This is a genomic window from Brevundimonas sp. GCM10030266 (assembly GCF_042666595.1).
Classification (GTDB): Bacteria; Pseudomonadota; Alphaproteobacteria; order Caulobacterales; family Caulobacteraceae; genus Brevundimonas.
Genome location: NZ_JBHTCY010000004.1, coordinates 99,319 through 125,699 on the forward strand (window position 1 = coordinate 99,319; position 26,381 = coordinate 125,699).

A 26,381-nucleotide genomic window follows, 5' to 3' on the forward strand; every position below is an offset into this window, starting at 1 on the left:
GCATGAGCGCCGAACCCCTCAGTCCTGAGCCCCTGACTCCCGCGGGGCCGCGCCATGTCGCGTTGATCATGGACGGCAACGGCCGGTGGGCCGAGGCGCGCGGTCTGCCGCGCGCTATCGGGCACCGCGAGGGGGTTCAGGCGCTGAAACGCACGATCGAGGCGGCGCCCAAGCTGGGCATCCGCTGCCTGACCGTGTTCGGCTTCTCCACCGAGAACTGGCAGCGTCCGGCGGACGAGGTGTCGGACCTGATGGGTCTGGTGCGGACCTATGTCGGCAGCGACCTGAAGCGGCTGGAGAAGGCCGGGGTGCGGCTGCGGGTGCTGGGCCGTCGCGAGGGGTTGCCGGACGATATCGCGAAGATCGTCGACAAGGCCGAGGCCAGCACGGCGCACAACGACAAATTCATCCTGCAGGTCGCCTTCAACTACGGCGGCCGGGCCGACATCGTGGACGCCGCGCGCCGCTATGTGGAGCGGGTGCAGGCGGGCGAGGCGGTCGAGCCGCTGGACGAGACGACGCTGGGCGCGGGCCTGTCGACCGCGGGCGGGCCGCCGGTGGATGTGATCGTCCGGACCTCGGGCGAATACCGGCTGTCGAACTTCCTGCTGTGGGAAGCCGCCTACGCCGAGCTGGTCTATCAGGACATTCTCTGGCCGGACTACGGTCCGAACGCGCTGGCCGATGTGGTCGAGCAGTTCCGCAGCCGGGACCGCCGTTTCGGCGGGCGTCCCGCCGCCAAGGCGGCGGTCTGATGGCGGTGCGGGCGCGCGATATCGGTCTGAGGGCCGCCTCCGCCGTCGTGCTGGCGCCCGCCGCCGTGCTGGCGATCTGGGCGGGCGGGTTCTGGTTCCTGGGTCTGATGCTGGCGGCCTGCGTGCTGCTGGCGATCGAATGGGCGATGATGAGCGCCGCGACGGCCTGGCGGCTGATGGCCGGGGCCGTGGGTCTGGGCCTGCTGGCGGCGGTGATCTCCGCCCACGTCGGCCAGCTGTCGCTGGCGCTGGTCATGCTGGTCTTCTGCGCCGCCGCCGCCGGCCTGTTCGCCCGTAGTCGGGGGCAGGAGGCGCTGGATGCCGCCTACGGGGTTCTCTACCTCGGGTGGCCCGCCATCCTGCTCATCTGGCTGCGCGACGGAAACACGGCGCAGGGCCTGTACTGGACGGTCTTCGCCTTCGCCGTCGCCTGGGCCTCGGACATCATGGCCTATCTGGCCGGATCGACCTTCGGCGGGCCCAAGCTGTGGCCGCGGTTCTCGCCCAACAAGACCTGGTCGGGCTTCATCGGCGGTCTGGTGGCGGGCACCGTCGCCGGCGCCCTGCTGGCCACCTTCCTCGACATGGGCATCGGACCAGTCTGGGGCGCTGTGCTGGGACTGGCGGCGTCGCTGGCGACCATGGCGGGAGACCTGTGGGAATCGGCGCTCAAACGTCGCTACGGGGTCAAGGACGCCGGCAATCTGATCCCCGGTCACGGCGGGCTGCTGGATCGCGTGGACGGCCTGATGTTCGCCGTCGTGGTGGTGGCTTGCGGACGACTGATCGTCATCCTTCTGGCCGGGCACAGCGGATGATCCGGCGGCGCGTCACGGTGCTGGGCTCCACGGGCTCGGTCGGCTGTTCGACCCTGGACCTGATGGAACAGGCCGAGGCGGGCGGGGCAGGGGCCTTCGAGGTCGAGGCCCTGACCGGCGGCGCCAATATCGCACGCCTGGCCGAACAGGCGCGGCGCTGGAATCCGAAGGTGGCGGTGACGGCCGACCCGGCCCGTCTGGACGAATTGCGCGACGCCCTGGCCGGAACCGACGTCGAGGCGGCGGCGGGTGAGGCGGCGATCACCGAGGCGGCGACCCGCCCGGCGGACTGGGTCATGGCCTCCATCGTCGGCGCGGCGGGCCTGCGCTCGGCCTGGGCGGCGGCGGGCACCGGCGCGACGCTGGCGCTGGCCAACAAGGAAAGCCTTGTCTGCTGCGGCCCGGCCCTGATCGAACGGGTCAAGGCGTCGGGCGGACGGCTGATTCCGGTCGATTCCGAGCATTCGGCCATCTTTCAGGTCTTCCCGCACGAGGCGCCGGAGCAGGTGGCGAAACTGACGCTGACGGCGTCGGGCGGGCCGTTCCGGACGCTCGCGGGGGCTGACATGGGCTCGATCACGCCGGAACAGGCCGTGGCCCATCCCAACTGGAGCATGGGCGCCAAGATCTCGGTCGACAGCGCCAGCATGGCCAACAAGGGTCTCGAGATGATCGAGGCGGCCTATCTGTTCGACATGCCCGCCGAGCGGATCGACGTGGTGGTGCACCCGGAATCGATCATCCACAGCACGGTCGAATACGTGGACGGCTCGACCCTGGCCCAGATGGGGCCGCCGGACATGAAGACGCCGATCGCCTGCGCCCTGGCCTGGCCGCACCGCATCGCCTGGCCGGCGCCGAAGCTGGATCTGGCGGCTCTGGGACGGCTGACCTTCGAGGCACCCGATGAGACGCGCTTCCCGATGCTGAAGCTGGCCCGGCAGGCGCTGCAGGCGGGGGGCGTGGCGCCCATCGTCTTCAACGCCGCCAACGAGGTCGCGGCCCTGGCCTTCCTTGACCGCCGACTGGGCTTTCTCAATATTGCCGCAGTCGTCGCCGACACCTTGTCGCGCGTGACGGCCTCGGGGGTGGATTCCGGTTCCATTAGCGCCTGCGACGCGGCTCTGGCCGTGGACGCTCGGGCGCGACTGGCGGCGGAATCGATCATTCGCGGTCTGGCGGCGGCAGCCTGAGCGGCGGAGGATACTTTTCGGCATGACGGGCTTTATCGGCCAGGCGCTGATTCACATCGTGCCGTTCCTGGTGGTGCTGACGTTCATCGTCACCATCCATGAGCTGGGCCATTTCCTGGTCGCGCGCGCCTTCGGCGTGAAGGTCGACCGGTTCTCGATTGGCTTCGGCCGCGCCCTGTTCAGCCGTACGGACAGGAAGGGGATCGAGTGGCGGATCGGCTGGATCCCTCTGGGCGGCTATGTGAAATTCTCGGGCGATCTGGACGCCTCCAGCGTGCCGGACCAGGCCGGTCTGGACGAGCTGAAGTCGCGCGTCTCCGCCGAGCACGGCTCGGCCGCCGTGAAGGACTATTTCCACTTCAAGCCGGTGTGGCAGCGCGCCCTGATCGTGGCCGCCGGTCCGCTGTCGAACTTCGCCCTGGCGCTGGTGCTGCTGACCCTGCTGTTCAGCGTGATCGGCGAGCAGATCGTCGCGCCGCGCGTGGCGCAGGTGACCCCCAACAGCCCCGCCGCCGCCGCCGGCTTCCAGCCGCGCGACCTGATCACCGCCATCAACGGCCGCCCGGTCGCGGAAAGCAGCGAGGTGACGCAGACCATCCTGCTGTCGGCCAATGATCCACTGACCTTCACCGTCCAGCGCGGCGAACAGGTGGTGTCCCTGATCGCGACGCCGGTGCGTCAGCTTGAGGATGACGCCGTCGCCGGGCGCATGCGCGTGGCCCGGGTGGGCCTCGCTCTGGCCCCGCTGCGTGAGGATTACAGCTATCGTCGGCTGAACCCGGTCGAGGCCGCGGGCAAGGGCGTGGACACCACGGTGTCGGTCGTGACCACCACCTTCCGCTATCTGGGCCGCATCTTCGTCGGCAAGGAATCCGGCGACATGCTCAACGGACCGCTCGGCATCGCCAAGGCGGCCGGGGGCGTCACCAAGCAGGCGGTCTCCTACGAAGCGCCGCCCGCCGTGCTGATGATGAACCTGCTGCTGACCTACTTGCAGTTTGCAGCCATAATTTCGATCGGAATGGGTATTGTTAATCTGCTGCCGATTCCCGTCCTCGATGGGGGGCACCTGATGTTCTACGGCTATGAGGCTGTGGCGCGCAGGCCAGTCCCCGCCCGGGTTCAGGAGGTCGGTTACAGGGTCGGTCTTGCTTTGCTGGCGGGATTGATGTTGTTCGCAACCTGGAACGATCTCCAGAAACTGAGTTTGTTCAAATTCCTCGGCGGGCTCGCCTGATGAGCCAACGCCAGCCCCCGATGGTTTCCCGTATGATCCGAAAAGACGTGTCCGCCCTCCACATCGCCCGCGCCGCGAGCCCCAGCCTTCTGGCGCTGGCGGTAGCCGCCGGTCTCGCCGGTCCGGCCATGGCCCAGACCGCGGCCCCGGCTGCGCCTGTCGTGACGGTGGCCGAGCCCGCCGCCGCGCCGCAGGCCGAGGCTTCGGCGGCACAGGAAGACCGGGTGCAGGTCAACCGCATCCTGGTGCGCGGCAACCAGCGCATCGACCAGACGACGGTCCTGTCCTATCTGCCGATCCAGCCGGGCGACGTCGTCGACGCTGCCGTGCTGGACGTCGCGGTCCGCACCCTGACCCGCACCCAGCTGTTCGCCGACGTGCAACTGGGCGTCCAGCCGAACGGCGATCTGATCGTCGAGATCGTGGAAAACCCGATCATCAACCAGGTGGTGTTCGAGGGGAACAGCGCCATCGGGCAGGACAAGCTGACCGAGGAAGTTACCCTGAAGCCGCGCGGCATCTACACCCGCGCCCGCATCCAGGAAGACGTCGGCAAGATCGTCGAACTGTACCGTCTGTCGGGCCGCATCGGCGCGACCGTGACGCCGAAGATCGTCCAGCTGGAACAGAACCGCGTCGACGTGGTGTTCGAGATCAACGAGGGTCCGGAAACGGGCGTTCGCGCGATCACCTTCCTGGGCAACAGCGCCTTCTCGGACAACGACCTGCGCGAGGTCATGGTCACCAAGCAGAGCCAGTGGTGGCGCCTGTTCTCGACCAACGACAACTACGACCCCAACCGCCTCGACTATGACCGCGAGCAGCTGCGGAAATTCTACACCAACCGCGGCTATTATGACTTCCGCGTGCTGTCCGCCGTGTCGGAGCTGGCGCCGGACGATTCGAGCTTCGCGGTCACGCTGACGGTCGACGAGGGCGAACGCTACAATTTCGGGACGGTCAACGTCGTCACCGAGAATGACCGGCTGAACCCGGACTTCCTGAAGCGCCTGCTGCCGATCCGCGAGGGCGACCTCTACGAGAGCGACAAGATCGAGACCGCCGTGGACGCGCTGACGTTCGCCGCCGGTTCGGCCGGTTACGCCTTCGTCGAGATCGAGCCGGAGTACCGGGCGAATTCGGAAACCAACACCATCGACGTGACCTTCAACATCCGTGAAGGCCAGCGCGTTTACGTCGACCGGATCAATGTGATCGGCAACACCCGCACGCTGGACAACGTGATCCGCCGCGAGATGATGCTGAGCGAAGGCGACGCCTTCAACCGCACCCTGCTGGAGCGGTCGCGCAACAACCTGCGTGCGCTGGGCTTCTTCAAGGACGTGACCGTCGAGGAAACCCGAGGCTCCGCCCCGGACCGTTCGGTGGTCAACGTCACCGTCACCGAACAGCCCACCGGCGAGCTTTCGGTCGGCGCCGGCTTCAGCTCGGTCGACTCCTTCGTGCTGAACCTGGGCATCACCGAGCGGAACTTCCGCGGTCGCGGCCAGAACGTGGTCGCCCGTCTGGAATGGGGTTCGCTGCGTCAGCAGATCGACTTCCGCTTCACCGAGCCGAAATTCCTCGGACGTGACCTGCGCGCCGGCTTCGACGCCTTCCACTCGCGCTACGATCTGAGCGAGTACTCGTCCTACGACTACCGTTCGACCGGCGGCGGCCTGCGTCTGTCCTATCCGCTGAACGGCTACACCCTGTTCAGCACCCGCTACTTCCTGAAGAGCGACGAGATCATCGTGCCGTCGAACTACTGCGGCACGAACGGCATCGGTTCGAACGCCCTGTGCGATCAGGTCGGTTCGTTCATCAACTCGTCGGCGGGCTATACCCTGCTCGTGGACCGCCGGAACGATCCCGTCCGTCCGACCGGCGGCTGGACCGGCTCGCTGCGTCAGGACTTCGCCGGCATCGGCGGTGACGTGAACTATGTGAAGACCGAGGCTGACGTGTCGGCCTTCTGGGGCATCGCCCCCAACTGGGTCGTCACGGCCCAGGCGCAGACCGGCTATGTGTCGGGCTGGGGCGGCGATCCGATCCGCATCAACGACCGCTTCTTCAAGGGCGGCAACAGCTTCCGCGGCTTCGAAACCGCGGGCATCGGTCCGCGCGATCTGAGCACGACCGACGCGCTGGGCGGCAATTTCTACGTCATCGGCACGCTGGAACTGACCGTCCCCAACTACCTGCCGGAAGAGTACGGCATCCGGACATCGCTGTTCGCCGACGTCGGCACCCTGGGGGTCCTGGATGACCGCTACACCGTCACGTCCACGGGCGTGCGGGACGCCAACATCGTCGATGACCTTGAACTGCGGGCTTCGGCCGGTCTGAGCATCCACTGGCGTTCGCCGATGGGGCCGATCCGGTTCGACCTGAGCAAGATCCTCAGCCGGGAAGACTACGACAAGACAGAAACCTTCCGCTTCTCGACGTCCACCCAATTCTAACCGTGGGACGACGTCCCGCACCAAAGGCCTGATTATGAAAATGATTGCTCTGGGCGCCTTCGCCCTCGCCACCCTGACCGCTGGCGCCGCTTCTGCTCAAGCCCAGGCGCAAGCTCCGGCGGCCCTGAACCACGGCGCCCCCGTCGCCGGCGTCTGCGTCTACAACCCGCAGCAACTGCTGGCGGGCAGCACCGCCGGCCAGTCGCTGGTCACCGGCCTGCAACGCCTGGGCGAGGAAGTGCGCGGCGAACTGACGCCGTACAGCACCGCGCTGCAGACCGAGGCGACGGCGCTGCAACAGGGCGGTCAGGCCGCTGACCCGGACGGCGCCCGCGCCCGCGCCTGGCAGGCCCGCCTGCAGGAAGCCCAGCAGCTGGAACAGACCCGCTCGAACGAACTGCGTTACACCGAGAGCCTGCAGACCCAGACCATCGTGACGGCCGCCCGTCCGATCCTGGCGGCCCTGTACCAGGAGAAGGCCTGCAGCATCCTGCTGGACGGCAGCACTGTTCTGGCGATCAACCCGGCCATGGACCTGACTGCGCCCGCCATTCAACGCCTCAACCAGGCCCTGCCGACCCTGCCGGCCTTCTCGCGCAGCCCGGTTCCGGCCGAACTGCAGCAGTAAGACCGGTATCGAATGCCTGATCCGCGCTTTTTCGAAAGCCTGACGACACTGGATGTCGCCGGGTTGGCTGAACGGATCGGGGCTGAAGTCCTGCGCGGCGGAGATCGAAAGGTCTCCGCCGTTGCGCCTTTGGGGACAGCCTCATCGAACGATGTCGCCTTTCTGGGCGACCGTAAATTCGCAGAACAGCTCAAGGCGACCGGCGCGGGCTGCGTGATCCTGCCCGCCGCGGCCGCCGGGACGGCGCCCGAGACGGCCGCGGTGCTGGTGTCGCCGACGCCGCAGGCGACCTGGGCCGCGGCCTCCCTGCTGTTCCACCGCCCGCATGCGTTGACCCGCGCCGCCAACCCCGCCGAAGCCGTCGAGGACGACAGCGTGGTGCTGGAGCCCGGTGTGGTGCTGGGCGAGGGCGTCCGCATTGGACGCGGCACGCGCGTCGGTGCCAATACGGTGATCGGACCGGGCGTCCAGATCGGACGCGACTGCCACATCGGCCCCAATGTCAGCATCGGCTTCGCCCTGATCGGCGACAGGGTGAAGCTGTATGCGGGGGTGCGCATCGGCGAGGCGGGCTTCGGCGCCGCCGGGTCGCGCACCGGGCCGGTGGACGTGCCCCAGCTGGGCCGCGTCATCCTGCAGGACGGGGTCACCATCGGCGCCAACTCCTGCATCGACCGGGGCGCCTATGACGACACCGTCGTGGGCGAGAACACCAAGGTCGATAATCTGGTGATGATCGCCCACAATTGCGTCATCGGTCGCAACTGCCTGATCGCCGCCCAGACCGGGATTTCCGGCTCGGTGATCGTCGGCGACAATGTGATCTTCGGTGGCCAGGCCGGGGTCGGCGACCATCTGAAGATCGGCGAGGGCGCCCGTGTCGCGGGCGGCGCCGGCCTGCTGGCCGATATCCCGCCGGGCGAGACCTGGTCGGGTTATCCCGCGAAACCCATTCGGCAATTCTTGCGCGAGACCGTCTGGGTGTCCAAACAGGCCCAAGGCAAACCGCGCGGGAAGACGGAAGAATGAGCGACGACCTCAACATCGACTACGCCGAGGTGATGCGGCGCCTGCCGCATCGTTACCCGTTCCTGCTGGTCGACAAGGCCGAGGCCTTCGTGCCCGCCACCTCGATCACCGGCATCAAGAACGTCACCCACAACGAGCCCTTCTTCCCCGGCCACTTCCCGATCGATCCGGTCATGCCGGGCGTGCTGATCGTCGAGGCCATGGCCCAGACGGGGGCGCTGCTGATGTCCAAGACCCTGGACGTGGCTGTGGCCGACAAGGTCATCATGTTCATGTCCATCGACGGCGTGCGCTTCCGCAAGCCGGCGCGGCCGGGCGACCAGCTGCGCATGGAGGTCAAGGTGATCAAGGCCCGCGGCGACGCCTACAAATTCCGTGGCGAGACCTTCATCGACGGCAAGCTGGCGGCCGAGGCCGAGTTCATGGCCATGGTCGTCAAGGTCGAGCAGCCGGCGACCTGATGGCCATCCATCCGACAGCACAGGTCGACGCCTCGGCCCGGCTGGCCGACGGGGTCGAGATCGGGGCCTGGTCCATCATCGGACCGAACGTGGTCCTGTCCGAAGGCGTGCGCGTGGCCAGCCATGTGGTGATCCAGCAGGACACCACGGTCGGCGCCGGCACCACCATCCATCCCTTCGCGGTGATGGGCGGCGACCCGCAGCATGGCGGCTACAAGGGCGAGCCTGTGGCGCTGGAGATCGGCGCCAATAACGTCATTCGTGAGCATTCGACGTTCAACCGGGGCACCCCCGGCGACCGCAAGCTGACCACCATCGGCGACAACGGCCTGTTCATGACCGGCGCCCACATCGGCCATGACTGCATCGTCGGCGACAACGTCACCTTCGCCAACAACGCCACCCTGGGCGGCCACGCGCGCGTGGGGAACAAGGTCTTCCTCGGCGGACTGGCGGCAGTGCACCAATTCGGCCGGATCGGGCAGGGCGCCATCGTCGGCGGTCTGTCCGCCGTGACGCGGGACGTTATTCCCTATGGCTCGGCCTGGGGCAATCATGTCCGCCTGCACGGCCTGAACCTGATCGGGCTGAAGCGGAAGGGCTACGGCAAGGACGCCATTCGTCGCCTGCTGGCCGCCTATCGTGACATCTTCGAGGGCGAGGGCCTGTTCTCCGACCGCCTGACCGCCGCCGCGGCGACCTATGCGGACCTGCCGGAGATCCAGGAGATCATCGCCTTCATCCGCGAGGACACCCGGCGCCCGGTCGCCCTGCCGGAGCGATGAGCATGGGCGGCAAGCTGGGCCTGATCGCGGGGGGCGGGGCGCTGCCCCTCTCCGTGGCCGCGCGCTGTGAGGCGGAAGGCCGTCCGGTCTTCGTGATCCGGCTGGCCGGCTTCGCCGATCCGCATCTGGCCCATTACCCGGGCATCGACGTCGGCATGGCCGAGATCGGCAAGATCCTGACGGCGATGAAGAAGGCCGACTGCAAGGCGGTCTGTTTGGCGGGCACGGTCAGCCGCCCGGACTTCAAGACGCTGAAGCCCGACTTCAAGGGCGCGACCCTGCTGCCCGGGATCATCAAGGCCGCGACCCAGGGCGACGACGCCCTGCTGCGCAAGATCTTGTCGGTGTTCGAGGCCGAGGGTTATGCCGTCGAGGGGGCGGACGACATTCTGGGCGGCGAGACCCTGCCGTCCGGCGGGCTGGGCAAGGTCCAGCCGACGGCCGAGCAACTCGCCGACCTGCGCAAGGCCCTGTACGTCGCCGAGAAGTCGGGCGAGCTGGATATCGGGCAGGGCGCGGTCGTCTGTGACGGTCTGGTGCTGGCCGTGGAGGCTCAGGAGGGCACCGACGCCATGCTGATGCGCGTCGCCGGCCTGCCCGCCGACCTGCGGGGCTCGCCGTCGGCCCGCAAGGGCGCGCTGGGCAAGGCGCCCAAGCCGATCCAGGACCTGCGCGTCGACATGCCGGTCATGGGCGCGCGCACCATCGAGATGGCCGCCGCCGCCGGTCTGGCCGGGGTGGGCGGCGTGACCGGCAAGCTGATCCTGATCGATCGCCCGTCACTGATCGAGGCGGCGGACCGTCTGGGCCTGTACGTCTGGGGCGAGGACAAATGAGCCGTCCGTTGAAGGTCATGCTGATCGCCGCCGAGGCCTCGGGCGATGCGCTGGGCGCCGGCCTCGCGCAGGCCCTGCGGGGTCGGCTGGGCCCCGACGTGACCTTCGTCGGCGTGGGCGGACCGAAGATGGCGGCCGAGGGCGTCGACAGTCCGTTCGACATCGCCGACCTGTCCATTCTGGGCTGGCTGGAGGGGCTGAAGGCCTATGGTCTGGTCAAGCGCCGGGTGGCCGAGACCGTGGCCCACGCCGTCGCCGAAAAGCCGGACGCGGTCGTCCTGATCGACAGCTGGGGGTTCACCATCCGCGTCGCCAAGGCGCTGAAAGAGGCGCTGCCGGGCGTGCCGCTGATCAAGTACGTCGGGCCGCAGGTCTGGGCCTCGCGCCCCGGCCGGGCGAAGACCCTGGCGGCCTCGGTTGATCACCTGCTGGCGCTCTACGCCTTCGACGCGCCCTGGTTCGAGCGCGAAGGGCTGGAGACCACGGTCGTCGGCTCACAGGCCCTGCATGTGGACATGAGCCGCGCCGATCCCGCCGACTTCCGCAGCCGCCGGGGCATCGCGCCGGAGGCGGACCTGCTGCTGGTCCTGCCGGGCAGCCGTCCGTCCGAGATCCGCCTGATGACGCCCGTCTTCGAGGCGGCGGTGGCGCAGTTGAAGCGCGCCAATCCCACGCTGGAGGTGGCCGTCATCGCCGCCGGCACCGTGGCTGACGATGTGACGGCGCGGGTCGCCACCTGGCCGTTCCGCGCCCATCTGGTGTCCGAAGCCGAGAAGTACGACGCGATGAAGGCCGCCACGGTGGCGCTGGCGACCAGCGGCACGGTCTCGACCGAACTGGCGCTGGCCGGGGCGCCCATGGTCATCGGCTACCGCTTCCAGCCGCTCAGCTATGCGATCATGAAGCCGTTCTTCACCGGCAAGTACGCGACCCTGTTCAACCACGCCGCGGACGAAGAGATCGCTCGCGAACTGATCCAGAGCGACGCCACCCCGGAGAACTTCGCCGCGGAGGTGGGCCGCCTGCTGGCCGATCCCGAGGCGCGCCGCGCGCAGTCCGAGCGTCAGACGGCGGCGCTGGACCTGATGGGCCGCAACGCGCCGGACCCGTCCAGCCTGGCGGCGGACGCGGTGCTGCGGGTGATCGCGGCGCGGGCAGGGGTCTGACCGCATGCCGGGGCCGGTGCTGATCCTCATCCCCGGCCTGCTGAACGATGCCGACCTGTGGCGCGATCAAGTCGCGGCCCTGTCCGGGCGGTTCGACGTGCGGGTCGCTGACATCACCCGGGGCGAGACGATGGACGCCCTGGTCGAGACGGTGTTCGGGCTGGCGGACGGGCCGGTGGCGGTCGCGGGCTTCTCTCTGGGCGGCTATGTGGCCCAGGCCATGCTGATGCGGGCGCCCGAACGGATCGCGCGGCTGGCCCTGCTGGACACCGCCTTCCGGCCCGATACGCCCGAGCGGGCGGCGGAGCGGGCGCATCTGACCCGACTGGCGACGGCCTCGGGCAAGTTTCTGGGCATCGGCGACCGGTTGCTGAAGACCTACATGTCGGCCGAGCATGCGGCGAACCTGGAGATGGCCGGGCGGGTACAGGCGATGACGCAGCGGCTGGGCGCCGAGGTCTTCATTCGCCAGAGCGGGCTGATCCGGCAGGACGGGGAAGCGGCCCTGCGCGCCTTCGCCGGTCCCGCGCTGGTGCTGTGCGGCGAGGTCGATCAGATCACTCCGGCCGAGGGGCATCGGGAGATGGCGGCTCTGCTACCGGACGCCGAACTGGTGCTCGCGCCCGGCTGTGGCCACCTGACGCCGATCGAGGCGCCGGAGCTGGTCAGCGGGGCGCTGGCGCGCTGGATGGAGCGGTCCTGAGATGCGGGCCCTCAGCCCCCGCCGGGCCGCCGAGGTCCGCGCCGCCTTGCAGATGGCGGTCGGGGCCGTGGTCGCCTTCTATCTGGCGACGGCGTTCAAGCTGCCGCATCCCTACTGGAGCGTGATCTCGGCCATTGTGGTCATTCAGGCCAGCGTCGGCGGCGGCGTGCTGACGGTGGCGCGGGACCGGGCAGTGGGGACGCTGGTCGGGGCCATGATCGGCGGGGCCGCGGCCTTCGTCCGGCCCGAGGGCGTGAACTGGATGATGGCCACGCTGGCGGCCTGCACGGCCGGACTGGCCTTCTTCGCCACCGGACGGCCCTGGCTGAAGGTGGCGCCGGTGACCGCGGCCATCGTCATCGCCGGCGCCGCGGGCCCCGAGGGGCCGGCGCAACTGGCGCTGGACCGGGTGCTGGAGATCCTCGTCGGCAGCGGCGTGGGGGTGGTCTCGATCCTGCTGCTCTTCCCCCGCCATGCCCGCCAGACCTTCAGGCTGCAGGCGCGTGAGGCGGCGGCGAAGGCGGCGGAGGTGCTGGAGCTCGTGATCCGGGGCGAGGCGGATGTGGCGGAGCGGTTGAAGATACACGCCGACCTCAAGAAGCGGCTGGATGCGCTGGGGCAGGCGGCCAGCAATGTCATCGACCTGCCGGGCGCGCAGAAGGAGACGGCGGACCGGGCGGCGCTGGTGCGGACCTTCTGGCGGGTGCGCAGCGACATCGTCATCCTCGGGCGAGGCTTCCAAGCGAAGGGGGCGCTGGAGCATCTCGGGCCCTGGGCGCTGGCGGCCACTGCGGCGGTGGAGCGGTTGCAGGGCCTGTCGCGGGGGCAGGCGGTCGAGGCGCTGGACGACCCGGACCCGGCCCTGAAGCTGGGCGGCGGCGAGCCGGACGGTGATCTGGCGCGCGGCGCGGCGGCCATCGGGCTGGTTCACATGCACCGGGACCTGAACGACCTGATCGCCCGCTTCCGCGACCTGCATCTGATCTAGACGCCGCGACGCTCCGGCCCCATCCTCCGCTACCGAATGCGAGGACCGGCCATGAGCAAGGCGCCCAAGAAGAGCGAAACCATCGAGGTGCGGGTGCCGCACGGCGCCAAGACGGCCTTCGCCGCCCGCTGCCGCGAGAACGGCGTGACCGTCAGCGAGGCGGTGCGCGCCTTCATGGAGCGGGAGATCGGCGCGACGCCGCGCGGCAAGCCCCGCCTGTGGCATGCGGCGGCGGCGCTGGCGGCGGGGCTGGCGCTGGGCGCGGTGGCCGCGCCCTCACTGGCCCAGACGCAGGCCCAGCACGGCTCGCGCGCGGCCTTTGACCGGCTGGACGCTAACCGGGACGGGGTGATCAGTTTCGACGAATACCGGCGCTGAGCCTCAGTCGATCGACTTGAAGAACCGGCCTTTCTGGAGATTGAACCAGGTCCAGGGCTTGAACAGGCCGGCGCCGGGCTTCCACGAGGCGACGATGATCTCGGCCTTGCCGACGATGTTGTCGGCGGGCAGCAGGCCGACGCCGATTTCCGGCGACCAGCGGCTGTCCAGCGAGTTGTCGCGGTTGTCGCCCATCATGAAATACTGGCCCTCGGGCACGATATAGACGCCGGTGTCGTCGCCCTGCATGCCGGAGCCGCCGTCGTAGGTGACATAGGTGGCGCCGCCGGGGGCGGTTTCGCGCACCTCCAGCACCGAGCGGGCGGGATTGTCGTGGTCGCGGACGATCTGCAGCGGCGTGCGCGGGATGGCCTGGCCATTGACGAAGACGACGCCGCCCATGACCTGCACCCGGTCGCCCGGCAGGCCGATGACCCGTTTCACCCAGGTCTGGTCCGGATCGCTGGGGCGGCGGAAGACCACGACGTCGCCGCGCTCGGCCTGTTTCCCGAACAGCCGGCCCTCGGGCAGGGGCGGATTGAAGGGCAGGGAGGCCCGGCTCCAGCCATAGGCGGACTTGGACACCACCACATAGTCGCCCGTGACCAGCCCCGGCTCCATCGACGAAGAGGGAATGGTGAAGGGCTGGAACAGCACGGTCTGGATGACCACGGCGACCGCGAGGCCCAGGCCGATGGTGCGGGCGGTGTCGATCAGCTCCGCGAAGAGCCCCGGCTGGGGCCTGGTCTCGGCGGCGGCGTCAGGGGTGGTGTCGGTGTCTTGCGTCATGTCGTCATCGGACCGCGTCGCGTCGTTCTCTTCAATGGCGAAGACGTCCGGACAGGCGCGAAATCGTGTCCGGACAACAAAAAACGCCGGGGCGGAGGCCCCGGCGTCTGATGTCGTTGGCGCCAGCTTAGCCGCGCTTGTCGATGGCGACGTAATCGCGCTGCGTCGGGCCGGTGTACAGCTGACGCGGACGGCCGATCTTCTGGCCCGGATCTTCCATCATTTCCTGCCACTGGGCGATCCAGCCGACCGTGCGCGCCAGGGCGAACAGGACGGTGAACATGGTGGTCGGGAAGCCCATCGCCGACAGGGTGATGCCCGAGTAGAAGTCGACGTTCGGGAACAGCTTGCGCGAGGTGAAGTATTCGTCCGACAGGGCGACCTTCTCCAGCTCCTTGGCGACGACGAACAGCGGATCGTTGGCGCGACCGGTGGCTTCCAGCACTTCGTAGGCCGACTGCTGCATGACCTTCGCGCGCGGATCGTAGTTCTTGTACACGCGGTGGCCGAAGCCCATCAGCTTGTACTTGCGGTCCTTCACGCCCTGGATGAACTCCGGGATCTTGTCCGGGGTGCCGATCTCCTTGAGCATGTTCAGCGCCTCTTCGTTGGCGCCGCCGTGCGACGGACCCCACAGGCAGGCGATGCCGGCGGCGATACAGGCGAACGGGTTGGCGCCCGACGAACCGGCCAGGCGGACGGTCGAGGTCGAGGCGTTCTGCTCGTGATCGGCGTGCAGGGTGAAGATGCGGTCCATGGCGCGCACCAGACGCGGATCGACCTGATAGTCCTCGGCCGGAACGGCGAAGCACATGCGCAGGAAGTTCTCGGCGTACGACAGGTCGTTGCGCGGCGAAATGAAGGGCTGGCCGATGTGGTACTTGTAGGCGCGGGCCGCGATCGTCGGCATCTTGGCGATCAGGCGGATGGCCGAGATGTTGCGCTGGACCGGATCATGGATGTCCAGGCTGTCGTGGTAGAAGGCCGACAGGGCGCCGACGGTGCCGACCATGATCGCCATCGGGTGGGCGTCGCGACGGAAGCCCTCAAAGAAGCGGTCGAACTGGCTGTGCAGCATCGTGTGCATGGTGATGCTGTTCTTGAACTCTTCGTACTGTGCGGCGGTCGGCAGTTCACCGTGCAGCAGCAGGTGGCAGACCTCGACGAAGTTCGAATCCGACGCCAGCTGGTCGATCGGATAGCCGCGGTGCAGCAGCACGCCGGCGTCGCCGTCGATGAAGGTCAGGCCCGACTCGCACGAGGCGGTCGAGGTGAAGCCCGGGTCGAAGGTGAAGGCGTCGGTGCCCGCGTAGAGCTTGCGGATGTCGATGACGTCCGGGCCGGTGGAACCCGACAGCACCGGAAGCTCAACGGACTTTCCGGCGTAGTTGAGGGTCGCCGTACCGGCGGGTTTGGCTTGTTCGGTCATTTCAGCCCCTTTGTCAGAAGCGGTCTCGCGCGGGGAGGCGACGGACCGCGTTTCATTTGTGAACGTCACTTAGTCTGTTGCAGCGCATCATCCAAGCGCCCGAGGCTTTCTTCTCGCCCCAATGCCGCCAACGTTTTCGCGATGTCGGGCGAAGCGGCCCCTCCGGTGAGGGCCGCACGGGTCGCCGGACCGATCTTTCCGAAGCCTACGCCCTCGTCTTCCGCAAAGGCTTTCAGCTCGGCTTCAAGGGCGAAGACGTCCCAGCTGCCAAACAGTTTGAGCCGGTCGCGCAGGCGTCCGATGCGTTCGCCCGACTCGCCGGACAGCAGGCCGAGGCCCTTTTCATCGATGGCCAGCGGACGCGGCTTCAGCGCGAAGGCGGTCTGGTCGGCCAGTTCCAGCGTGGTCTTGGCGCGATCCTTCACGAAGGGCATGGCGCGCAGCAGGCGATCCTCGTCGTCGGGACCGAGCGCGTGGCCGCGCGACAGGTGGACGTCCAGCGTCATCTTGGCGAGGCGATCATCCTGGGCCAGCCGGATCCAGTGGCTGTTGACGTGGGCCAGCTTGTCGAAGTCCAGCCGCGACGGCGCCTTGCCGATGCCGGCCAGATCGAACCACTCGCGCGCCTGTTCGTCCGAGAACAGTTCATCATCGCCGTGAGCCCAGCCGAGGCGGGCCAGATAGTTGCGCATGGCCTCGGGCAGGTAGCCCATCTCCGCATACTCATGCACCGCCTGCGCCCCGTGCCGCTTGGACAGCTTGGCGCCGTCCGGGCCGTGAATCAGGGGGATGTGGGCGAAGGTGGGACGGGTCCAGCCCAGCGCGTCATAGATCAGGCTCTGGCGGGCGGCGTTGTTCAGGTGGTCGTCGCCGCGGATGACGTGGGTGACCCCCATGTCGTGGTCATCGACGACCACGGCGAGGTTGTAGGTCGGAGCGCCGTCCGAACGCAGGATGACCAGATCGTCCAGCGAGGCCGTGTCCCAGCGCACCGTGCCCTGCACGGCGTCGTCCACGACCACGGGCGCGTCAGCCGGACGGCGGAAGCGGACGGTGTGGGGCTTCAGCAGATCATCGACGGTCGGCTCGCGGTCGCGCCAGGGCGATTCGAAGGTCCGGCCCTCGGCCTTGGCCTGATCGCGCAGGGCGGCGGTCTCGTCGGCGGTCAGGAAGTCGCGGTAGGCGTGACCGGTCTCGAGCAGCTGGTTCGCGACCTCGCGGTGGCGTTCGGCGCGGCTGAACTGGAACACCGGCTCCTCGTCGGCGAACAGCTCCAGCCAGGCCATGCCGTCAAAAATGGCCTTCACCGCCTCGTCGGTGGAGCGCTCGCGGTCGGTGTCCTCGACGCGGACGAGAAACTTCCCGTTGTGTCGTCGTGCATACAAATAGTTGAAAAGCGCCGTGCGGGCGCCCCCTATGTGCAGGAAGCCGGTGGGCGAGGGGGCGAAGCGGGTGACCACTTCGGACAAGGGAGCAGGGGAGGAGGTCATTACAGGTCGATCCGATCGGGTCGCCCTTATACCCCCGCCTGCCGCAAAGCCTAGCGTCCGGGTGAGGATTGGCGACTTCCTGTCCGCCCAGATCGCCGCGCAGAACCTGCGATGGCGGCTGTGGAGCCCGGTGGCGTTCGGCGGCGGCTGCGCGACCTGTTTCGCCTTCCGCAGTGAGCCGCCGGTCTGGCCGTTGCTGGTGTTTGCCGTTCTGGCGAGCGGAGGATGGCTGATCGGGAGACGGCTGCATCTGGCGCGGGTGTGGAGCCTGATCCTGCTAGTGCTGACCTGTTTCGCGCTGGGGCTGGCGGCGGCCAAGCTAAGGACCGATGCGATGACCGCGCCGATCGCTCCAGTGCTGGAACGGCCGACGGTGATCGAGGGCTGGGTGGTCGATGTCGACAGCCCGGGCTCGGCCGGGCCGCGGGTCATCATCGCGCCGGTTCGCATTCGGGGGCTGACACCTGAACAGACGCCAGTGCGCATCCGCGCCACCGTTCGGGACGCGGCGCCGCCCGAGCCGGGACAGGCGATCCGCCTGTTCGCCATCCTCAACCCGCCGCCGGCTCCAGCCAGTCCCGGCGCCTATGACTTCGGCCGCACAGCCTTCTTCCAGCGGATCGGCGGCGTGGCCTTTGGGCTGGGCGAGACCCGGCCCGCCGTCCTGCCTGAGGCGCCGTTGCGGCTGCGGATGGTGATGTGGGTCAACGCGCAGCGCTTTGATCTGGCGAAGCGGATCGTGGCGCGGCAGGGGGAGCGGGCCGGGGGCGTGGCGGCGGCCATGACCACGGGGCACGAGGCCTGGCTCGATCCGGCCGAGGTCGATGTCATGCGCGACTCGGGGTTGGCGCACATCCTGTCGATCTCGGGTCTGCACATGGCCGTGGTCGGCGGCTTCGCCTTCTTCCTTGTGCGCCTGGTGGTGGCCCTGTGGCCGTGGCTGGCGCTGCGGGTGTCGGGCAAGAAGGTCGCCGCCTGGGCGGGCCTGTTGGCGGTCGGGACCTATCTGATCGTGTCCGGTGCACCGCCCCCGGCGGAGCGGGCGGCCATCACCGCCTCCATCGCCTTCCTCGCCGTCCTGCTGGACCGGCAGGCGATCACCATGCACGCGCTGGCGGTGGCGGCCTTCGCGGTCCTGTTGATGCAGCCCGAAGCCATCGTCACGCCGGGCTTCCAGATGTCGTTCGCGGCCACGGCGGCGCTGGTGGCGCTGGTCGAGGCCTGGCCGCGCCGACCCCGGGAGATTTCGGCGCCCCTGCCGATCCTGATCGTCCAGCGGACCGGGGCGTGGATCATGGCGGCGGTGCTGGCCAGCCTTGTCGCCGGGGCGGCCACCGGCCCCTTCGCCATGCAGCATTTCAACCGCTCGGCCATGTACGGACTGGCGGCCAATCTGGCGACCGCGCCGCTGTCGGACTTCATCATCATGCCCGCCCTGGCGCTGGGAGCCTTGCTGGAGCCGGTGGGGCTGGGCGCGCCCTTCCTCTGGCTGGCGTCGAAGGGGATCGAGGCGATGCTGGCCATCGGGACGTGGACAGCGGGGCTGCCGGGCGCGGTGCGGACCATCGCCAGCGCGCCGGACATCGTCCTGCCACTGGCCTTTCTCGGCATCCTGTTCTGCTGCCTGTGGCGCGGGCCGCTGAGATGGCTGGGCCTGCCGCTGGCTTGCGCGGTGCTGATCTGGCCGAGGGCTGCGCCGCCCGATGTCTGGATCGGCGACGGCGGATTGCAGGCGGCATGGGTGGAGGACGGGCGGGCCGTGGTGGCGCGCCCGGGCGTGCGTCAGTTCGCGGTCGATGTCTGGAGCCGGCGGCGGGGGCTGGAGGTGGTGGATCGGCCGGCGGAGGGCTGGACCTGCGGCCGATTCTCCTGCGCGCCGGAGCCGTCAGGGCCGGTCGCGCTGTGGTGGGGCCGGCGGGCGCCGACGGCGGAACAGATGGACGCCCTGTGCCGGTCGTCGTGGGTCGTCAGTGTACGGACGGTCGTGACAAGCTTGCCCGAGTCCTGTGCCGGAAAGCTGGTGCTGGACGGCCTAGACTACGCGCGCGGCGGGGCCGTGGAGCTCAAACGCGAAGGGCCGGCCGCGGCGAACCGCTGGCGGGCCCTGTGGGTGTCCGACGTGCGTGGCGATCGACCGTGGTCGCGCTACGGCGACGCCGAGGGTCAGTGATAGCGGCGGATCAGGCCGACCAGCTTGCCCTGAACAGCGACCTGATCGGCGCCGTAGATCTTGGTCTCATAGTTGCGGTTGGCGGGCTCCAGCGCGATCGATGCGCCCTTCTTGCGCAGGCGCTTCAGCGTCGCCTGTTCGCCCTCGACCAGGGCCACCACGATCTCGCCCGACGAGCAGTTCTCGGTCGATTTGATGATGACCATGTCGCCGTTGAGGATGCCCGCCTCGATCATCGAGTCGCCCTCGATCTCGAGCAGGTAGTGCTCGCCCGAGCCCAGCATGGCCTCCGGCACCGGATAGCGTGCGGTCTCGTGCTCGATGGCGTCGATGGGCGTGCCCGCCGCGATCTTGCCCATGAGGGACAGTTCGCGGGTGTCATTGGCCGGTTCGGCGGCCTTGGGACGACCGCCGCCCTCGATCACGCCGGGCTTGAAGCCCGCGTGGCCGCGCGGCGCTCCGGCCGTGGCCTGCTCCGGCAGCTTGGTGACTTCCAGCGCCCGGGCGCGGTGGGCGAGGCGACGGATGAAGCCGCGTTCCTCCAGCGCCGTGATCAGCCGGTGAATGCCCGACTTGGACGCCAGATCCAGCGCCTCCTTCATCTCGTCGAACGACGGAGACACGCCGGTCTCCTGAATCCGCTCGTGAATGAACATGAGCAGTTCGTGCTGTTTGCGGGTGAGCATGCGGCCCTCGAGACGAATCCGGTTTCCAGAACGCTAGCGGAACAAACCGCAAACGTCCAGAAACTGTTCCTGAGGTGTTCCGGTTAAGGCAGGGTTACCGAAGCAAGGTCCGCGTCGCCGCTTCCACGTCGTCCTGACGCATCAGGCTTTCGCCGACGAGGATGGCCTGGGCGTGGGCGTCCGAGACGCGCTGGACGTCGTCCGGGGTGAAGATGCCGCTTTCGGCGACCAGCAGGGCCTTCACCGGGCTGAGCATGGCGAGGCGTTCGGTGGTCTCCAGATCGACCTCGAAGGTGCGCAGCGAGCGGTTGTTGATCCCGACCAGATCGCCGCCCAGCTTGCAGGCGCGGGCCATCTCGGCCTCGTCGTGGGTCTCGATCAGGGCGTCCATGCCGAAGCGCTCGGCCTCGGCCAGCAGTTCGGCGGCCAGCTTGTCGTCGATCATGGCCAGGATGATCAGGATGCAGTCGGCGCCCAGCGCGCGGCTCTCGGCCACCTGCCAGGGATCGACGAGGAAGTCCTTGCGCAGGCAGGGCAGGGCGACCGTGTCGCGGGCGGCGGCGAGGAAGCTGTCGTCGCCCTGGAAGCTGGGGCCATCGGTCAGGACGGACAGGCAGGTGGCGCCGCCGCGCTCATAGGCCTGCGCGAGGGCTGGCGGATCGAAGTCGGCGCGGATCAGGCCCTTGGACGGGCTGGCCTTCTTGATCTCGGCGATCAGGGCCGGGCGGCCGGTGTTCTCGACATGGGTTTCGAGCGCGGCGCGGAAGCCGCGCGGGGCGGAGGCGAGGGCCGCGCGGGCCTCGATCGCGTCCTGTGGGAGAGCGGCTTTCCGGGCGGCGACGTCCTCGCGCTTGTAGGCGGCGATCCGTTCCAGCACATCGGTCATGCCGACTCCTCTTCGCTGTTGATGGGGGTGTTGGTGGCCTCGACGAGCGCAGCCAGCGCCTTCGATGCACGACCGTCGTCGATGACGGCGGCGGCCTGGACCGCGCCTTCGGCCAGATCGGCGGCCTTGTCGGCCACCACGAGCGCGGCGGCGGCGTTCAGCAGGACCACGTCGCGATAGGCGCCGGTCGCCCCGTCCAGCAGGGCGCGCAGGGCCGCGGCGTTCTCTTCGGCGTCGCCACCGCGGATGGCCGAAATGTCATGGCGGGAAAGGCCCGCGTCCTCGGGGGTGACGGTGAAGCGGCGGACGGCACCGTCCTTCCATTCCGCCACCTCGGTCTCGCCGGTGACGGTCAGTTCGTCGAGGCCCTGGCCGTGGACAGTCCAGGCCCGGATCGCGCCCAGACGGCCCAGCACCTCGGCCAGCGGCTCGAGCAGGCGCGGATCATAGACGCCCATGACCTGACGCTTCGCCTGCGCCGGATTGGACAGGGGCCCCAGCAGGTTGAACACGGTGCGGAAGCCGATCTCGGTCCGCACCGGTCCGACGTGACGCATGGCGCCGTGGTAGGTGGGTGCGAACAGGAAGGCGATGCCCGCCCGGTCCAGCGCGCGCAGCTGCTGCGCCTCGGTGGCCTGCAGATTGACGCCCAGCACCGACAGCACGTCGGACGAGCCGGACTTGGAGCTGAGCGCCCGGTTGCCGTGCTTGGCCACCTTCAGCCCCGCGCCCGCCAGCACGAGAGCGGCGGCGGTGGAGATGTTGTAGGTGTGCTGGCCGTCGCCGCCGGTGCCGCAGGTGTCGATCACCTCCCACGGATGGTCCAGCGTCAGGGCCGCCTCGCGCATGGCGGTGGCGAAGGCCGCGATCTCGCCCACGGTCTCGCCGCGAATGCGCAGGGCGGTGACGGCGGCGGCGACCTGCGACGGGGTCGGCTCGCCACGCAGACAGGCGGCGAAGAAGGCGTGCGCCTCCGCGTCCGACAGCACCTGACCGTCGACCAGCTTCGCCAGCAGAGGCTTTACGTCCGCCACGTCAGACCATCGCGGTCCGGCGGACGTTCGCCAGGTCGAGGAAGTTGGCCAGCAGGTCGTGGCCGTGCTCGGTGGCGATCGATTCCGGGTGGAACTGGACGCCGTGGATCGGGCGCGTCCTGTGGGCCAGCCCCATGATCTCGCCATCGGCGGTCCAGGCGGTGACCTCCAGCACGTCCGGGAGGGTCTCCCGCTTTACGGCCAGCGAGTGGTAGCGGGTCGCGGTGAAAGGCGAGGGCAGGCCGCGGAAGACGCTCTTGCCCTCATGCAGGATGGGCGAGGTCTTGCCGTGCATCAGAGCCTTGGCGCGGATCACGTCGCCGCCGAACGCCTGTCCCATCGACTGATGGCCCAGGCAGACGCCGAAGATCGGCATGTCCAGCGGGGCGGTGTCCAGCAGGGCCAGGCAGATGCCCGCCTCGTTCGGCGTGCAGGGGCCCGGCGACAGCAGCACCGCCTCGGGCTTCAGCGCCCAGGCCTCGGCGGCGGTCAGGTCGTCATTGCGCACGACCCTAGTCTCCGCGCCCAGCTCCGCGAGGTAGTGGACGAGGTTGTAGGTAAAGCTGTCGTAGTTATCGACGACGAGGATCATGGCTCAGGTTCTAGGGAGTTGAGGGCGTCAGGCCAAGCACCGAGGGTGCGGTAAGATGGCGTTAACCTTGTTGGGTCGAATTGGGACGCTTCGACGGGGGAGGCTCGAATGGCCGACGGGATCCAGAAGGCGCGCGTGCTGCTGACGACGCCGGTTGAGGTGTTCAGCCCGTGGTCGGCGCTGGGCGCGGCGGCCCTGGCGGCGACGGCGGCGATCCTGATGGCCGGGGTGATGATCCTCGGACCGGGCGTCCGCTTCACGGACGCCCCGCCGGTGGCTCAGGACCTGTTGCCGAACGGATAGCGCCACGCCTCGTCCGCGGCCCGCATGGGCGCACGGGCCTTGGCCTTCGTCTCCGCATACTCCGCCGCCGGATCGCTGTCGGCGACCACGCCGGCGCCCGCCTGCACATGGATCTGGCCGTCGGCGAACAGGGCGGTCCGCAGGACGATGCAGATGTCCGCCTCGCCGCCCGCCGAGATGTAGCCCACGCCGCCGCCGTAGCCGACGCCGCGCTTCACCTCTTCCAGCTCGTCGATGATCTCCATGGCCCGGACCTTGGGCGCGCCCGACAGGGTGCCCGCCGGAAGCGCGGCCAGCAGGGTGTCGACCGCATCCAGCTTGGGATCGGCCACGCCCTGCACGTCCGAGACGATGTGCATGACCGAGCTGTAGCGCTCGACCACGAAGCTCTCGGTGACCTCGACCGTGCCCGGCGCGGACACCCGGCCCACGTCGTTGCGGCCCAGATCGAGCAGCATCAGGTGCTCGGCCCGCTCCTTGGGATCGGCCAGCAGTTCGGCCTCCAGCGCCTTGTCGGCCTCGGGCGTCTCGCCGCGCGGGCGGGTCCCGGCCAGCGGGCGGATGGTCACGCGACCGTCTTTCAGCCGGACGAGGATTTCCGGGCTCGATCCCGCCAACTGGAAGTCGCCGAAGTCCAGGAAGAACAGATAGGGCGACGGGTTCTGGCGGCGCAGGGCGCGGTAGAAGGCCAGCGGGTCCGTATCCCAATCCGCCGAGAAGCGGTGGCTGAGCACGACCTGGAAGATGTCGCCGGCGCCGATGTAGTCCTTGGCGCGGGCCACCATCTGGCCGAAGGCGGCTTCGTCGACGGGGGAGGCGAAGTCGGGACCGGGCGCCTCGAACGGGACCGGCAGGGCGGGCAGGGGCGTGCGCAGGTCGGCCTCGAACCGGTCCAGCCGGGCGACGGCGGCGTCGAAGGCCGCGCTGACGTCCTGACCGCTGTCGGGATAGGCGGCCGAGACCAGCACGATCTCGTGCTTCACCGAATCGAAGATGCCGACGATCGCCGGGCGGGTCAGGACCGCGTCCGGCAGGTTCAGCGGATCGGGATTGGGCTCGCCCAGCGGCTCGAGCAGCCGGACCATGTCATAGCCGAACACGCCGAACAGTCCGGCGGCCATGGGCGGCAGGTCTTCCGGCAGGTCGAAGCGCGACGCGGCCATCAGGGCCCGCAGCGAGGCCAGCGGATCGTCGCCGTCAGGACTGTAGGCGCCCGAAGCGATGGCGGCTTCTCCGCGCGCCAGTTCCGGCTTGCGGTCCCGGCAGCGCCAGACGACGTCCGGCTCGCGGGTGATGATGGAATAGCGGCCGTTGACCGCGCCGCCCTCGACCGACTCCAGCAGGAAGGCGTGGGGACGGCCCCGGCCCACCTTCAGGAAGGCCGAAACCGGGGTCTCCAGATCGTCCACCAGACGACGAACGACCACCTGCGGCCGGCCCGAGGACCAGCCGTCGTGGAAGGCCTGAACCGCGGCGGCGGTGTCCTTCGTGGTCATCGCGCCGGGGCGGGCGCGGGAGCCGGAGCTCCCGCCGGCGTCGCGGCGGCTTCAGCCGGGAGCCCCAGCGCCTCGCGGGCCAGAGCCTCGTCGAAGGTCGCGCCGACCTTGGTCGCGGCCGAGCGGATCGCCGATTCGCCGAGCGCGCTCAGGCCTTCGCTGGTCAGACGACCCCGGAAGCCTTCGGCGGCGTTGGCGGCCGTGGCGGCCACCGGGGCGGTGATGCGGTCCGTGCGACCGATCACATAGCTGTCCTCGGTCTGCTGCTGCGAGAAGACCTGGTTCACCGGACTGGTGAAGAGGCCGGCGATGACGCCACGGCCACGCGCCTGATCCTGGGCGCTGACATTGGCGCCGGTTTCCAGCGTCGCGCCGGCCGAACTGGCGACCGCGGCGATGTCCTCGCCGCCGCGGACGCGAGCGGACAGGGTGTTGGCCAGGGTGGTCAGGCGACGGGCGTTCTCGCGGGCGGTGTAGGTCGCGGCGATCTGGGCGCGCACGTCCGGCCGTTCGAGGGTCAGCAGGGCCGGCGGGGTGATCTCGTCGATGCGGACCACGAAGTAGCCGTTCTGGCTGTCCTGGATGACTTCGCTCTCACCGTTGCGGCCGAGACGCCACATGGTCTGCAGCACCTCGGGTGGGAACTGGCCGGCCTGCGCCTCCATGCTGCGTCCGTCCTGGGTGACGGCCGGCAGGGACAGGGTGCGGGCGCCGATCTCGGCGACGGCGGCTTCCAGCGTCTTGCCGGCCTGACGCGCCTTGTCATAGGCCGACACACGCTCATAGACGGCCCCGCGGATGTCCTCGGCGCGCAGCTCGTCGATGATCTGGGCGCGGACGTCGTTGACGGTGACGGCGCGACCGGCGGTGACGCCGTTCAGCTTGGCCACCACGAAGCCGACGCGGGCCTGGATCGGATCGGAGATCTGGTTCGGGGTCATGCCGAAGACGGCGGCGGCGACGGCGGGATCGCCGACAGCGGTGCGCGGACGGTCGGTTTCGACCACCGGCTGGATGTTGTTGGCCTGGGCCACGGCTTCCGGCGTCTGGCCGGCGCGCAGGGCGGCGGCGATGCGGTCGGCGGCGGCCTTGTTCGGCGCGGTCAGGGTGACGAACGAACGCGTCTCCGGTTGCGACAGGGCGTCACGGCGGAAGTTGAAGCGCTCCTCGATCCGCGCCTCGGCGATTTCGCCCTGACCGTCAGCGGGGTTGCTGAAGACGACCAGCGTCGCCTTGCGCAGTTCCGGCACCCGGAAGTCGTTGGCGTTCTGCTGGATGAAGGTCGTCAGTTGGGCGTCGGTCGGCGCGGCGACGGTTCCGGCCATGGCTTGGGTGACGGTGAACCAGCGGCCTTCGCGGGTCTGGCCGACCTGGTTGGCGACAACGGCGCCGTAGATGCGGGGCAGGCGCAGGCCGGCCTGAATGGCGGTGCCGTAGTGACGCAGGACGATCTGGTCCTGGGTTTCCTGTTCGAAACGCTCGCGGGTCAGGTTGGCGCGCTGCAGGGTGGTTTCGTACTGGGCTTCATCGAAGCGGCCGCTGACCTGATCGAAGAAGGCCGGGATCTGGCGAATCTGGCGCAGGGCCAGTTCCTTGCCCGGACGAATGCCCGCGTCCCATGCCCAGGCCATGAAGCCGTAGACATTGGCCTGCTGGTCCAGGGCGGAGGTCAGGCGGCCGCCGGCCACCAGATCCTCGAAGCTGACCGGACGCCCGGCCTGTTCCTGCGTGCGCTGGCGCTCGGCGTCCATGTCGGCGCGGAACTGGGCGGCGTCCACGCTGCGGTTGCCGGCGCTGATCACATGCTTGGGACCAAAGCTGCCGAAGAAATCGCCCATCTGTGCGCCGCCGGTGACCAGAAGGCCCAGGGCCAGAAAGACAAACAGACCGATAGCCCATTTGGACTTGGCGAATTTGCGGGTGGCGGTGAGCATGGTCGATCCTGACGGAAGGGCGGCGAAGTGGGCCGCCTCGGCCTATAGGGCGTGAAAGGCCAGCACGGCAAGACGATGGCGCCGCTTCCTTTTGTCGGCGGCTTGGCTTGCGACGCGACGCCGCCTAGAG

At 69.1% G+C, this 26,381-nt stretch carries 25 protein-coding genes; 16 read left to right on the forward strand and 9 right to left on the reverse strand.

Annotated elements, in window-relative coordinates:
* Window positions 1–2 precede the first annotated feature (2 nt).
* From uppS to ACFQQC_RS12785, 14 genes are all read left to right on the forward strand, one after another.
* The gene (gene uppS / locus ACFQQC_RS12720; protein ID WP_376862784.1) at window positions 3–755 is read left to right on the forward strand and encodes a polyprenyl diphosphate synthase; all 753 of its coding nucleotides are present in this window, start codon (window positions 3–5) and stop codon (window positions 753–755) included.
* The gene (locus ACFQQC_RS12725; RefSeq protein ID WP_376862785.1) at window positions 755–1,573 is read left to right on the forward strand and encodes a phosphatidate cytidylyltransferase; all 819 of its coding nucleotides are present in this window, start codon (window positions 755–757) and stop codon (window positions 1,571–1,573) included. Before uppS ends, ACFQQC_RS12725 begins: the two co-directional genes overlap by 1 nt.
* Entirely contained in the window at window positions 1,570–2,766 is a 1,197-nt protein-coding gene (gene dxr / locus ACFQQC_RS12730) for a 1-deoxy-D-xylulose-5-phosphate reductoisomerase (RefSeq protein WP_376862786.1), read from the forward strand. The genes ACFQQC_RS12725 and dxr overlap by 4 nt, the downstream gene beginning before the upstream one ends.
* Before the next feature lie 22 nt (window positions 2,767–2,788).
* The gene (locus tag ACFQQC_RS12735; protein WP_376862787.1) at window positions 2,789–4,003 is read left to right on the forward strand and encodes a M50 family metallopeptidase; all 1,215 of its coding nucleotides are present in this window, start codon (window positions 2,789–2,791) and stop codon (window positions 4,001–4,003) included.
* A 128-nt stretch (window positions 4,004–4,131) separates the two neighbouring features.
* Window positions 4,132–6,468, forward strand: coding sequence for an outer membrane protein assembly factor BamA (bamA, locus tag ACFQQC_RS12740; RefSeq protein WP_376863225.1), 2,337 nt, complete (start codon window positions 4,132–4,134; stop codon window positions 6,466–6,468).
* 34 nt (window positions 6,469–6,502) lie between these two features.
* Entirely contained in the window at window positions 6,503–7,096 is a 594-nt protein-coding gene (locus tag ACFQQC_RS12745; RefSeq protein ID WP_376862788.1) for an OmpH family outer membrane protein, read from the forward strand.
* 12 nt (window positions 7,097–7,108) lie between these two features.
* Window positions 7,109–8,125 carry a UDP-3-O-(3-hydroxymyristoyl)glucosamine N-acyltransferase gene (gene lpxD, locus ACFQQC_RS12750; RefSeq protein WP_376862789.1) on the forward strand — a complete coding sequence of 339 codons (1,017 nt, stop codon included), beginning with the start codon at window positions 7,109–7,111 and terminating at the stop codon, window positions 8,123–8,125.
* Window positions 8,122–8,586, forward strand: a complete 465-nt coding sequence (gene fabZ, locus ACFQQC_RS12755; protein ID WP_376862790.1) for a 3-hydroxyacyl-ACP dehydratase FabZ — start codon at window positions 8,122–8,124, stop codon at window positions 8,584–8,586. Before lpxD ends, fabZ begins: the two co-directional genes overlap by 4 nt.
* The gene (gene lpxA, locus ACFQQC_RS12760; protein ID WP_376862791.1) at window positions 8,586–9,371 is read left to right on the forward strand and encodes an acyl-ACP--UDP-N-acetylglucosamine O-acyltransferase; all 786 of its coding nucleotides are present in this window, start codon (window positions 8,586–8,588) and stop codon (window positions 9,369–9,371) included. The genes fabZ and lpxA overlap by 1 nt, the downstream gene beginning before the upstream one ends.
* Window positions 9,368–10,207 carry an LpxI family protein gene (locus ACFQQC_RS12765; protein ID WP_376862792.1) on the forward strand — a complete coding sequence of 280 codons (840 nt, stop codon included), beginning with the start codon at window positions 9,368–9,370 and terminating at the stop codon, window positions 10,205–10,207. The genes lpxA and ACFQQC_RS12765 overlap by 4 nt, the downstream gene beginning before the upstream one ends.
* Window positions 10,204–11,373, forward strand: a complete 1,170-nt coding sequence (gene lpxB / locus ACFQQC_RS12770) for a lipid-A-disaccharide synthase (RefSeq protein ID WP_376862794.1) — start codon at window positions 10,204–10,206, stop codon at window positions 11,371–11,373. Before ACFQQC_RS12765 ends, lpxB begins: the two co-directional genes overlap by 4 nt.
* 4 nt (window positions 11,374–11,377) lie before the next feature.
* Window positions 11,378–12,076 carry an alpha/beta fold hydrolase gene (locus ACFQQC_RS12775; RefSeq protein ID WP_376862795.1) on the forward strand — a complete coding sequence of 233 codons (699 nt, stop codon included), beginning with the start codon at window positions 11,378–11,380 and terminating at the stop codon, window positions 12,074–12,076.
* A gap of 1 nt (window position 12,077) precedes the next feature.
* On the forward strand, window positions 12,078–13,064 hold the full coding sequence (locus ACFQQC_RS12780; protein WP_376862796.1) for an FUSC family protein: 987 nt from the start codon (window positions 12,078–12,080) through the stop codon (window positions 13,062–13,064).
* A 51-nt stretch (window positions 13,065–13,115) separates the two neighbouring features.
* The gene (locus tag ACFQQC_RS12785; RefSeq protein WP_376862798.1) at window positions 13,116–13,442 is read left to right on the forward strand and encodes a hypothetical protein; all 327 of its coding nucleotides are present in this window, start codon (window positions 13,116–13,118) and stop codon (window positions 13,440–13,442) included.
* 3 nt (window positions 13,443–13,445) lie between these two features.
* Here ACFQQC_RS12785 and lepB read toward each other — a convergent pair whose 3' ends face one another.
* From lepB to gltX, 3 genes are all read right to left on the reverse strand, one after another.
* Window positions 13,446–14,231: a signal peptidase I gene (gene lepB, locus ACFQQC_RS12790; protein ID WP_376862799.1), complete on the reverse strand. Its 786-nt coding sequence runs from the start codon at window positions 14,229–14,231 to the stop codon at window positions 13,446–13,448.
* Window positions 14,232–14,358: 127 nt separating this feature from the next.
* Window positions 14,359–15,660 carry a citrate synthase gene (gene gltA / locus ACFQQC_RS12795; RefSeq protein WP_376862800.1) on the reverse strand — a complete coding sequence of 434 codons (1,302 nt, stop codon included), beginning with the start codon at window positions 15,658–15,660 and terminating at the stop codon, window positions 14,359–14,361.
* A 65-nt stretch (window positions 15,661–15,725) separates the two neighbouring features.
* Entirely contained in the window at window positions 15,726–17,150 is a 1,425-nt protein-coding gene (gene gltX / locus ACFQQC_RS12800; RefSeq protein ID WP_376862802.1) for a glutamate--tRNA ligase, read from the reverse strand.
* A 61-nt stretch (window positions 17,151–17,211) separates the two neighbouring features.
* On the opposite strand from gltX, the gene ACFQQC_RS12805 reads away from it, so the two are divergent.
* Window positions 17,212–19,320, forward strand: coding sequence for a ComEC/Rec2 family competence protein (locus ACFQQC_RS12805; RefSeq protein WP_376862804.1), 2,109 nt, complete (start codon window positions 17,212–17,214; stop codon window positions 19,318–19,320).
* Here the strand turns inward: ACFQQC_RS12805 and lexA are convergent.
* The 4 genes from lexA to ACFQQC_RS12825 all read right to left on the reverse strand — a co-directional run bounded on the left by lexA (window position 19,314) and on the right by ACFQQC_RS12825 (window position 22,518).
* Entirely contained in the window at window positions 19,314–20,006 is a 693-nt protein-coding gene (lexA, locus tag ACFQQC_RS12810; protein WP_141626530.1) for a transcriptional repressor LexA, read from the reverse strand. The two genes, ACFQQC_RS12805 and lexA, sit on opposite strands and share 7 nt — an antisense overlap.
* 94 nt (window positions 20,007–20,100) lie before the next feature.
* On the reverse strand, window positions 20,101–20,892 hold the full coding sequence (trpC, locus tag ACFQQC_RS12815) for an indole-3-glycerol phosphate synthase TrpC (RefSeq protein WP_376862805.1): 792 nt from the start codon (window positions 20,890–20,892) through the stop codon (window positions 20,101–20,103).
* A complete protein-coding gene (gene trpD, locus ACFQQC_RS12820; protein WP_376862806.1) occupies window positions 20,889–21,926 on the reverse strand; it encodes an anthranilate phosphoribosyltransferase in 1,038 nt (345 codons plus the stop codon). Before trpD ends, trpC begins: the two co-directional genes overlap by 4 nt.
* Window position 21,927: 1 nt before the next feature.
* Complete coding sequence (locus ACFQQC_RS12825; RefSeq protein WP_376862808.1) at window positions 21,928–22,518, reverse strand: anthranilate synthase component II; 591 nt, start codon at window positions 22,516–22,518, stop codon at window positions 21,928–21,930.
* 108 nt (window positions 22,519–22,626) lie between these two features.
* On the opposite strand from ACFQQC_RS12825, the gene ACFQQC_RS12830 reads away from it, so the two are divergent.
* The gene (locus ACFQQC_RS12830; protein ID WP_376862809.1) at window positions 22,627–22,821 is read left to right on the forward strand and encodes a peptidoglycan-binding protein; all 195 of its coding nucleotides are present in this window, start codon (window positions 22,627–22,629) and stop codon (window positions 22,819–22,821) included.
* Here the strand turns inward: ACFQQC_RS12830 and trpE are convergent.
* The gene (gene trpE, locus ACFQQC_RS12835) at window positions 22,797–24,317 is read right to left on the reverse strand and encodes an anthranilate synthase component I (protein ID WP_376862810.1); all 1,521 of its coding nucleotides are present in this window, start codon (window positions 24,315–24,317) and stop codon (window positions 22,797–22,799) included. The two genes, ACFQQC_RS12830 and trpE, sit on opposite strands and share 25 nt — an antisense overlap.
* The gene (locus ACFQQC_RS12840) at window positions 24,314–26,251 is read right to left on the reverse strand and encodes a peptidyl-prolyl cis-trans isomerase (protein ID WP_376862811.1); all 1,938 of its coding nucleotides are present in this window, start codon (window positions 26,249–26,251) and stop codon (window positions 24,314–24,316) included. Before ACFQQC_RS12840 ends, trpE begins: the two co-directional genes overlap by 4 nt.
* Window positions 26,252–26,381 lie beyond the last annotated feature (130 nt).

What these genes read in the sequence shown, in the direction of transcription:
- ACFQQC_RS12775 (WP_376862795.1), top strand. Translation starts at nt 11,378, where the DNA reads ATGCCGGGGCCGGTGCTGATCCTCATCCCCGGCCTGCTGAACGATGCC.
- ACFQQC_RS12840 (WP_376862811.1), bottom strand. Translation starts at nt 26,251, where the DNA reads ATGCTCACCGCCACCCGCAAATTCGCCAAGTCCAAATGGGCTATCGGT.
- lpxB (WP_376862794.1), top strand. Translation starts at nt 10,204, where the DNA reads ATGAGCCGTCCGTTGAAGGTCATGCTGATCGCCGCCGAGGCCTCGGGC.
- trpC (WP_376862805.1), bottom strand. Translation starts at nt 20,892, where the DNA reads ATGACCGATGTGCTGGAACGGATCGCCGCCTACAAGCGCGAGGACGTC.
- lpxA (WP_376862791.1), top strand. Translation starts at nt 8,586, where the DNA reads ATGGCCATCCATCCGACAGCACAGGTCGACGCCTCGGCCCGGCTGGCC.
- gltA (WP_376862800.1), bottom strand. Translation starts at nt 15,660, where the DNA reads ATGACCGAACAAGCCAAACCCGCCGGTACGGCGACCCTCAACTACGCC.
- ACFQQC_RS12765 (WP_376862792.1), top strand. Translation starts at nt 9,368, where the DNA reads ATGAGCATGGGCGGCAAGCTGGGCCTGATCGCGGGGGGCGGGGCGCTG.
- trpE (WP_376862810.1), bottom strand. Translation starts at nt 24,317, where the DNA reads ATGACCACGAAGGACACCGCCGCCGCGGTTCAGGCCTTCCACGACGGC.
- ACFQQC_RS12725 (WP_376862785.1), top strand. Translation starts at nt 755, where the DNA reads ATGGCGGTGCGGGCGCGCGATATCGGTCTGAGGGCCGCCTCCGCCGTC.
- fabZ (WP_376862790.1), top strand. Translation starts at nt 8,122, where the DNA reads ATGAGCGACGACCTCAACATCGACTACGCCGAGGTGATGCGGCGCCTG.
- ACFQQC_RS12830 (WP_376862809.1), top strand. Translation starts at nt 22,627, where the DNA reads ATGGCCGACGGGATCCAGAAGGCGCGCGTGCTGCTGACGACGCCGGTT.
- ACFQQC_RS12780 (WP_376862796.1), top strand. Translation starts at nt 12,078, where the DNA reads ATGCGGGCCCTCAGCCCCCGCCGGGCCGCCGAGGTCCGCGCCGCCTTG.
- lepB (WP_376862799.1), bottom strand. Translation starts at nt 14,231, where the DNA reads ATGACGCAAGACACCGACACCACCCCTGACGCCGCCGCCGAGACCAGG.
- ACFQQC_RS12735 (WP_376862787.1), top strand. Translation starts at nt 2,789, where the DNA reads ATGACGGGCTTTATCGGCCAGGCGCTGATTCACATCGTGCCGTTCCTG.
- uppS (WP_376862784.1), top strand. Translation starts at nt 3, where the DNA reads ATGAGCGCCGAACCCCTCAGTCCTGAGCCCCTGACTCCCGCGGGGCCG.
- gltX (WP_376862802.1), bottom strand. Translation starts at nt 17,150, where the DNA reads ATGACCTCCTCCCCTGCTCCCTTGTCCGAAGTGGTCACCCGCTTCGCC.
- ACFQQC_RS12745 (WP_376862788.1), top strand. Translation starts at nt 6,503, where the DNA reads ATGAAAATGATTGCTCTGGGCGCCTTCGCCCTCGCCACCCTGACCGCT.
- ACFQQC_RS12785 (WP_376862798.1), top strand. Translation starts at nt 13,116, where the DNA reads ATGAGCAAGGCGCCCAAGAAGAGCGAAACCATCGAGGTGCGGGTGCCG.
- ACFQQC_RS12825 (WP_376862808.1), bottom strand. Translation starts at nt 22,518, where the DNA reads ATGATCCTCGTCGTCGATAACTACGACAGCTTTACCTACAACCTCGTC.
- lexA (WP_141626530.1), bottom strand. Translation starts at nt 20,006, where the DNA reads ATGCTCACCCGCAAACAGCACGAACTGCTCATGTTCATTCACGAGCGG.
- bamA (WP_376863225.1), top strand. Translation starts at nt 4,132, where the DNA reads ATGGCCCAGACCGCGGCCCCGGCTGCGCCTGTCGTGACGGTGGCCGAG.
- lpxD (WP_376862789.1), top strand. Translation starts at nt 7,109, where the DNA reads ATGCCTGATCCGCGCTTTTTCGAAAGCCTGACGACACTGGATGTCGCC.
- dxr (WP_376862786.1), top strand. Translation starts at nt 1,570, where the DNA reads ATGATCCGGCGGCGCGTCACGGTGCTGGGCTCCACGGGCTCGGTCGGC.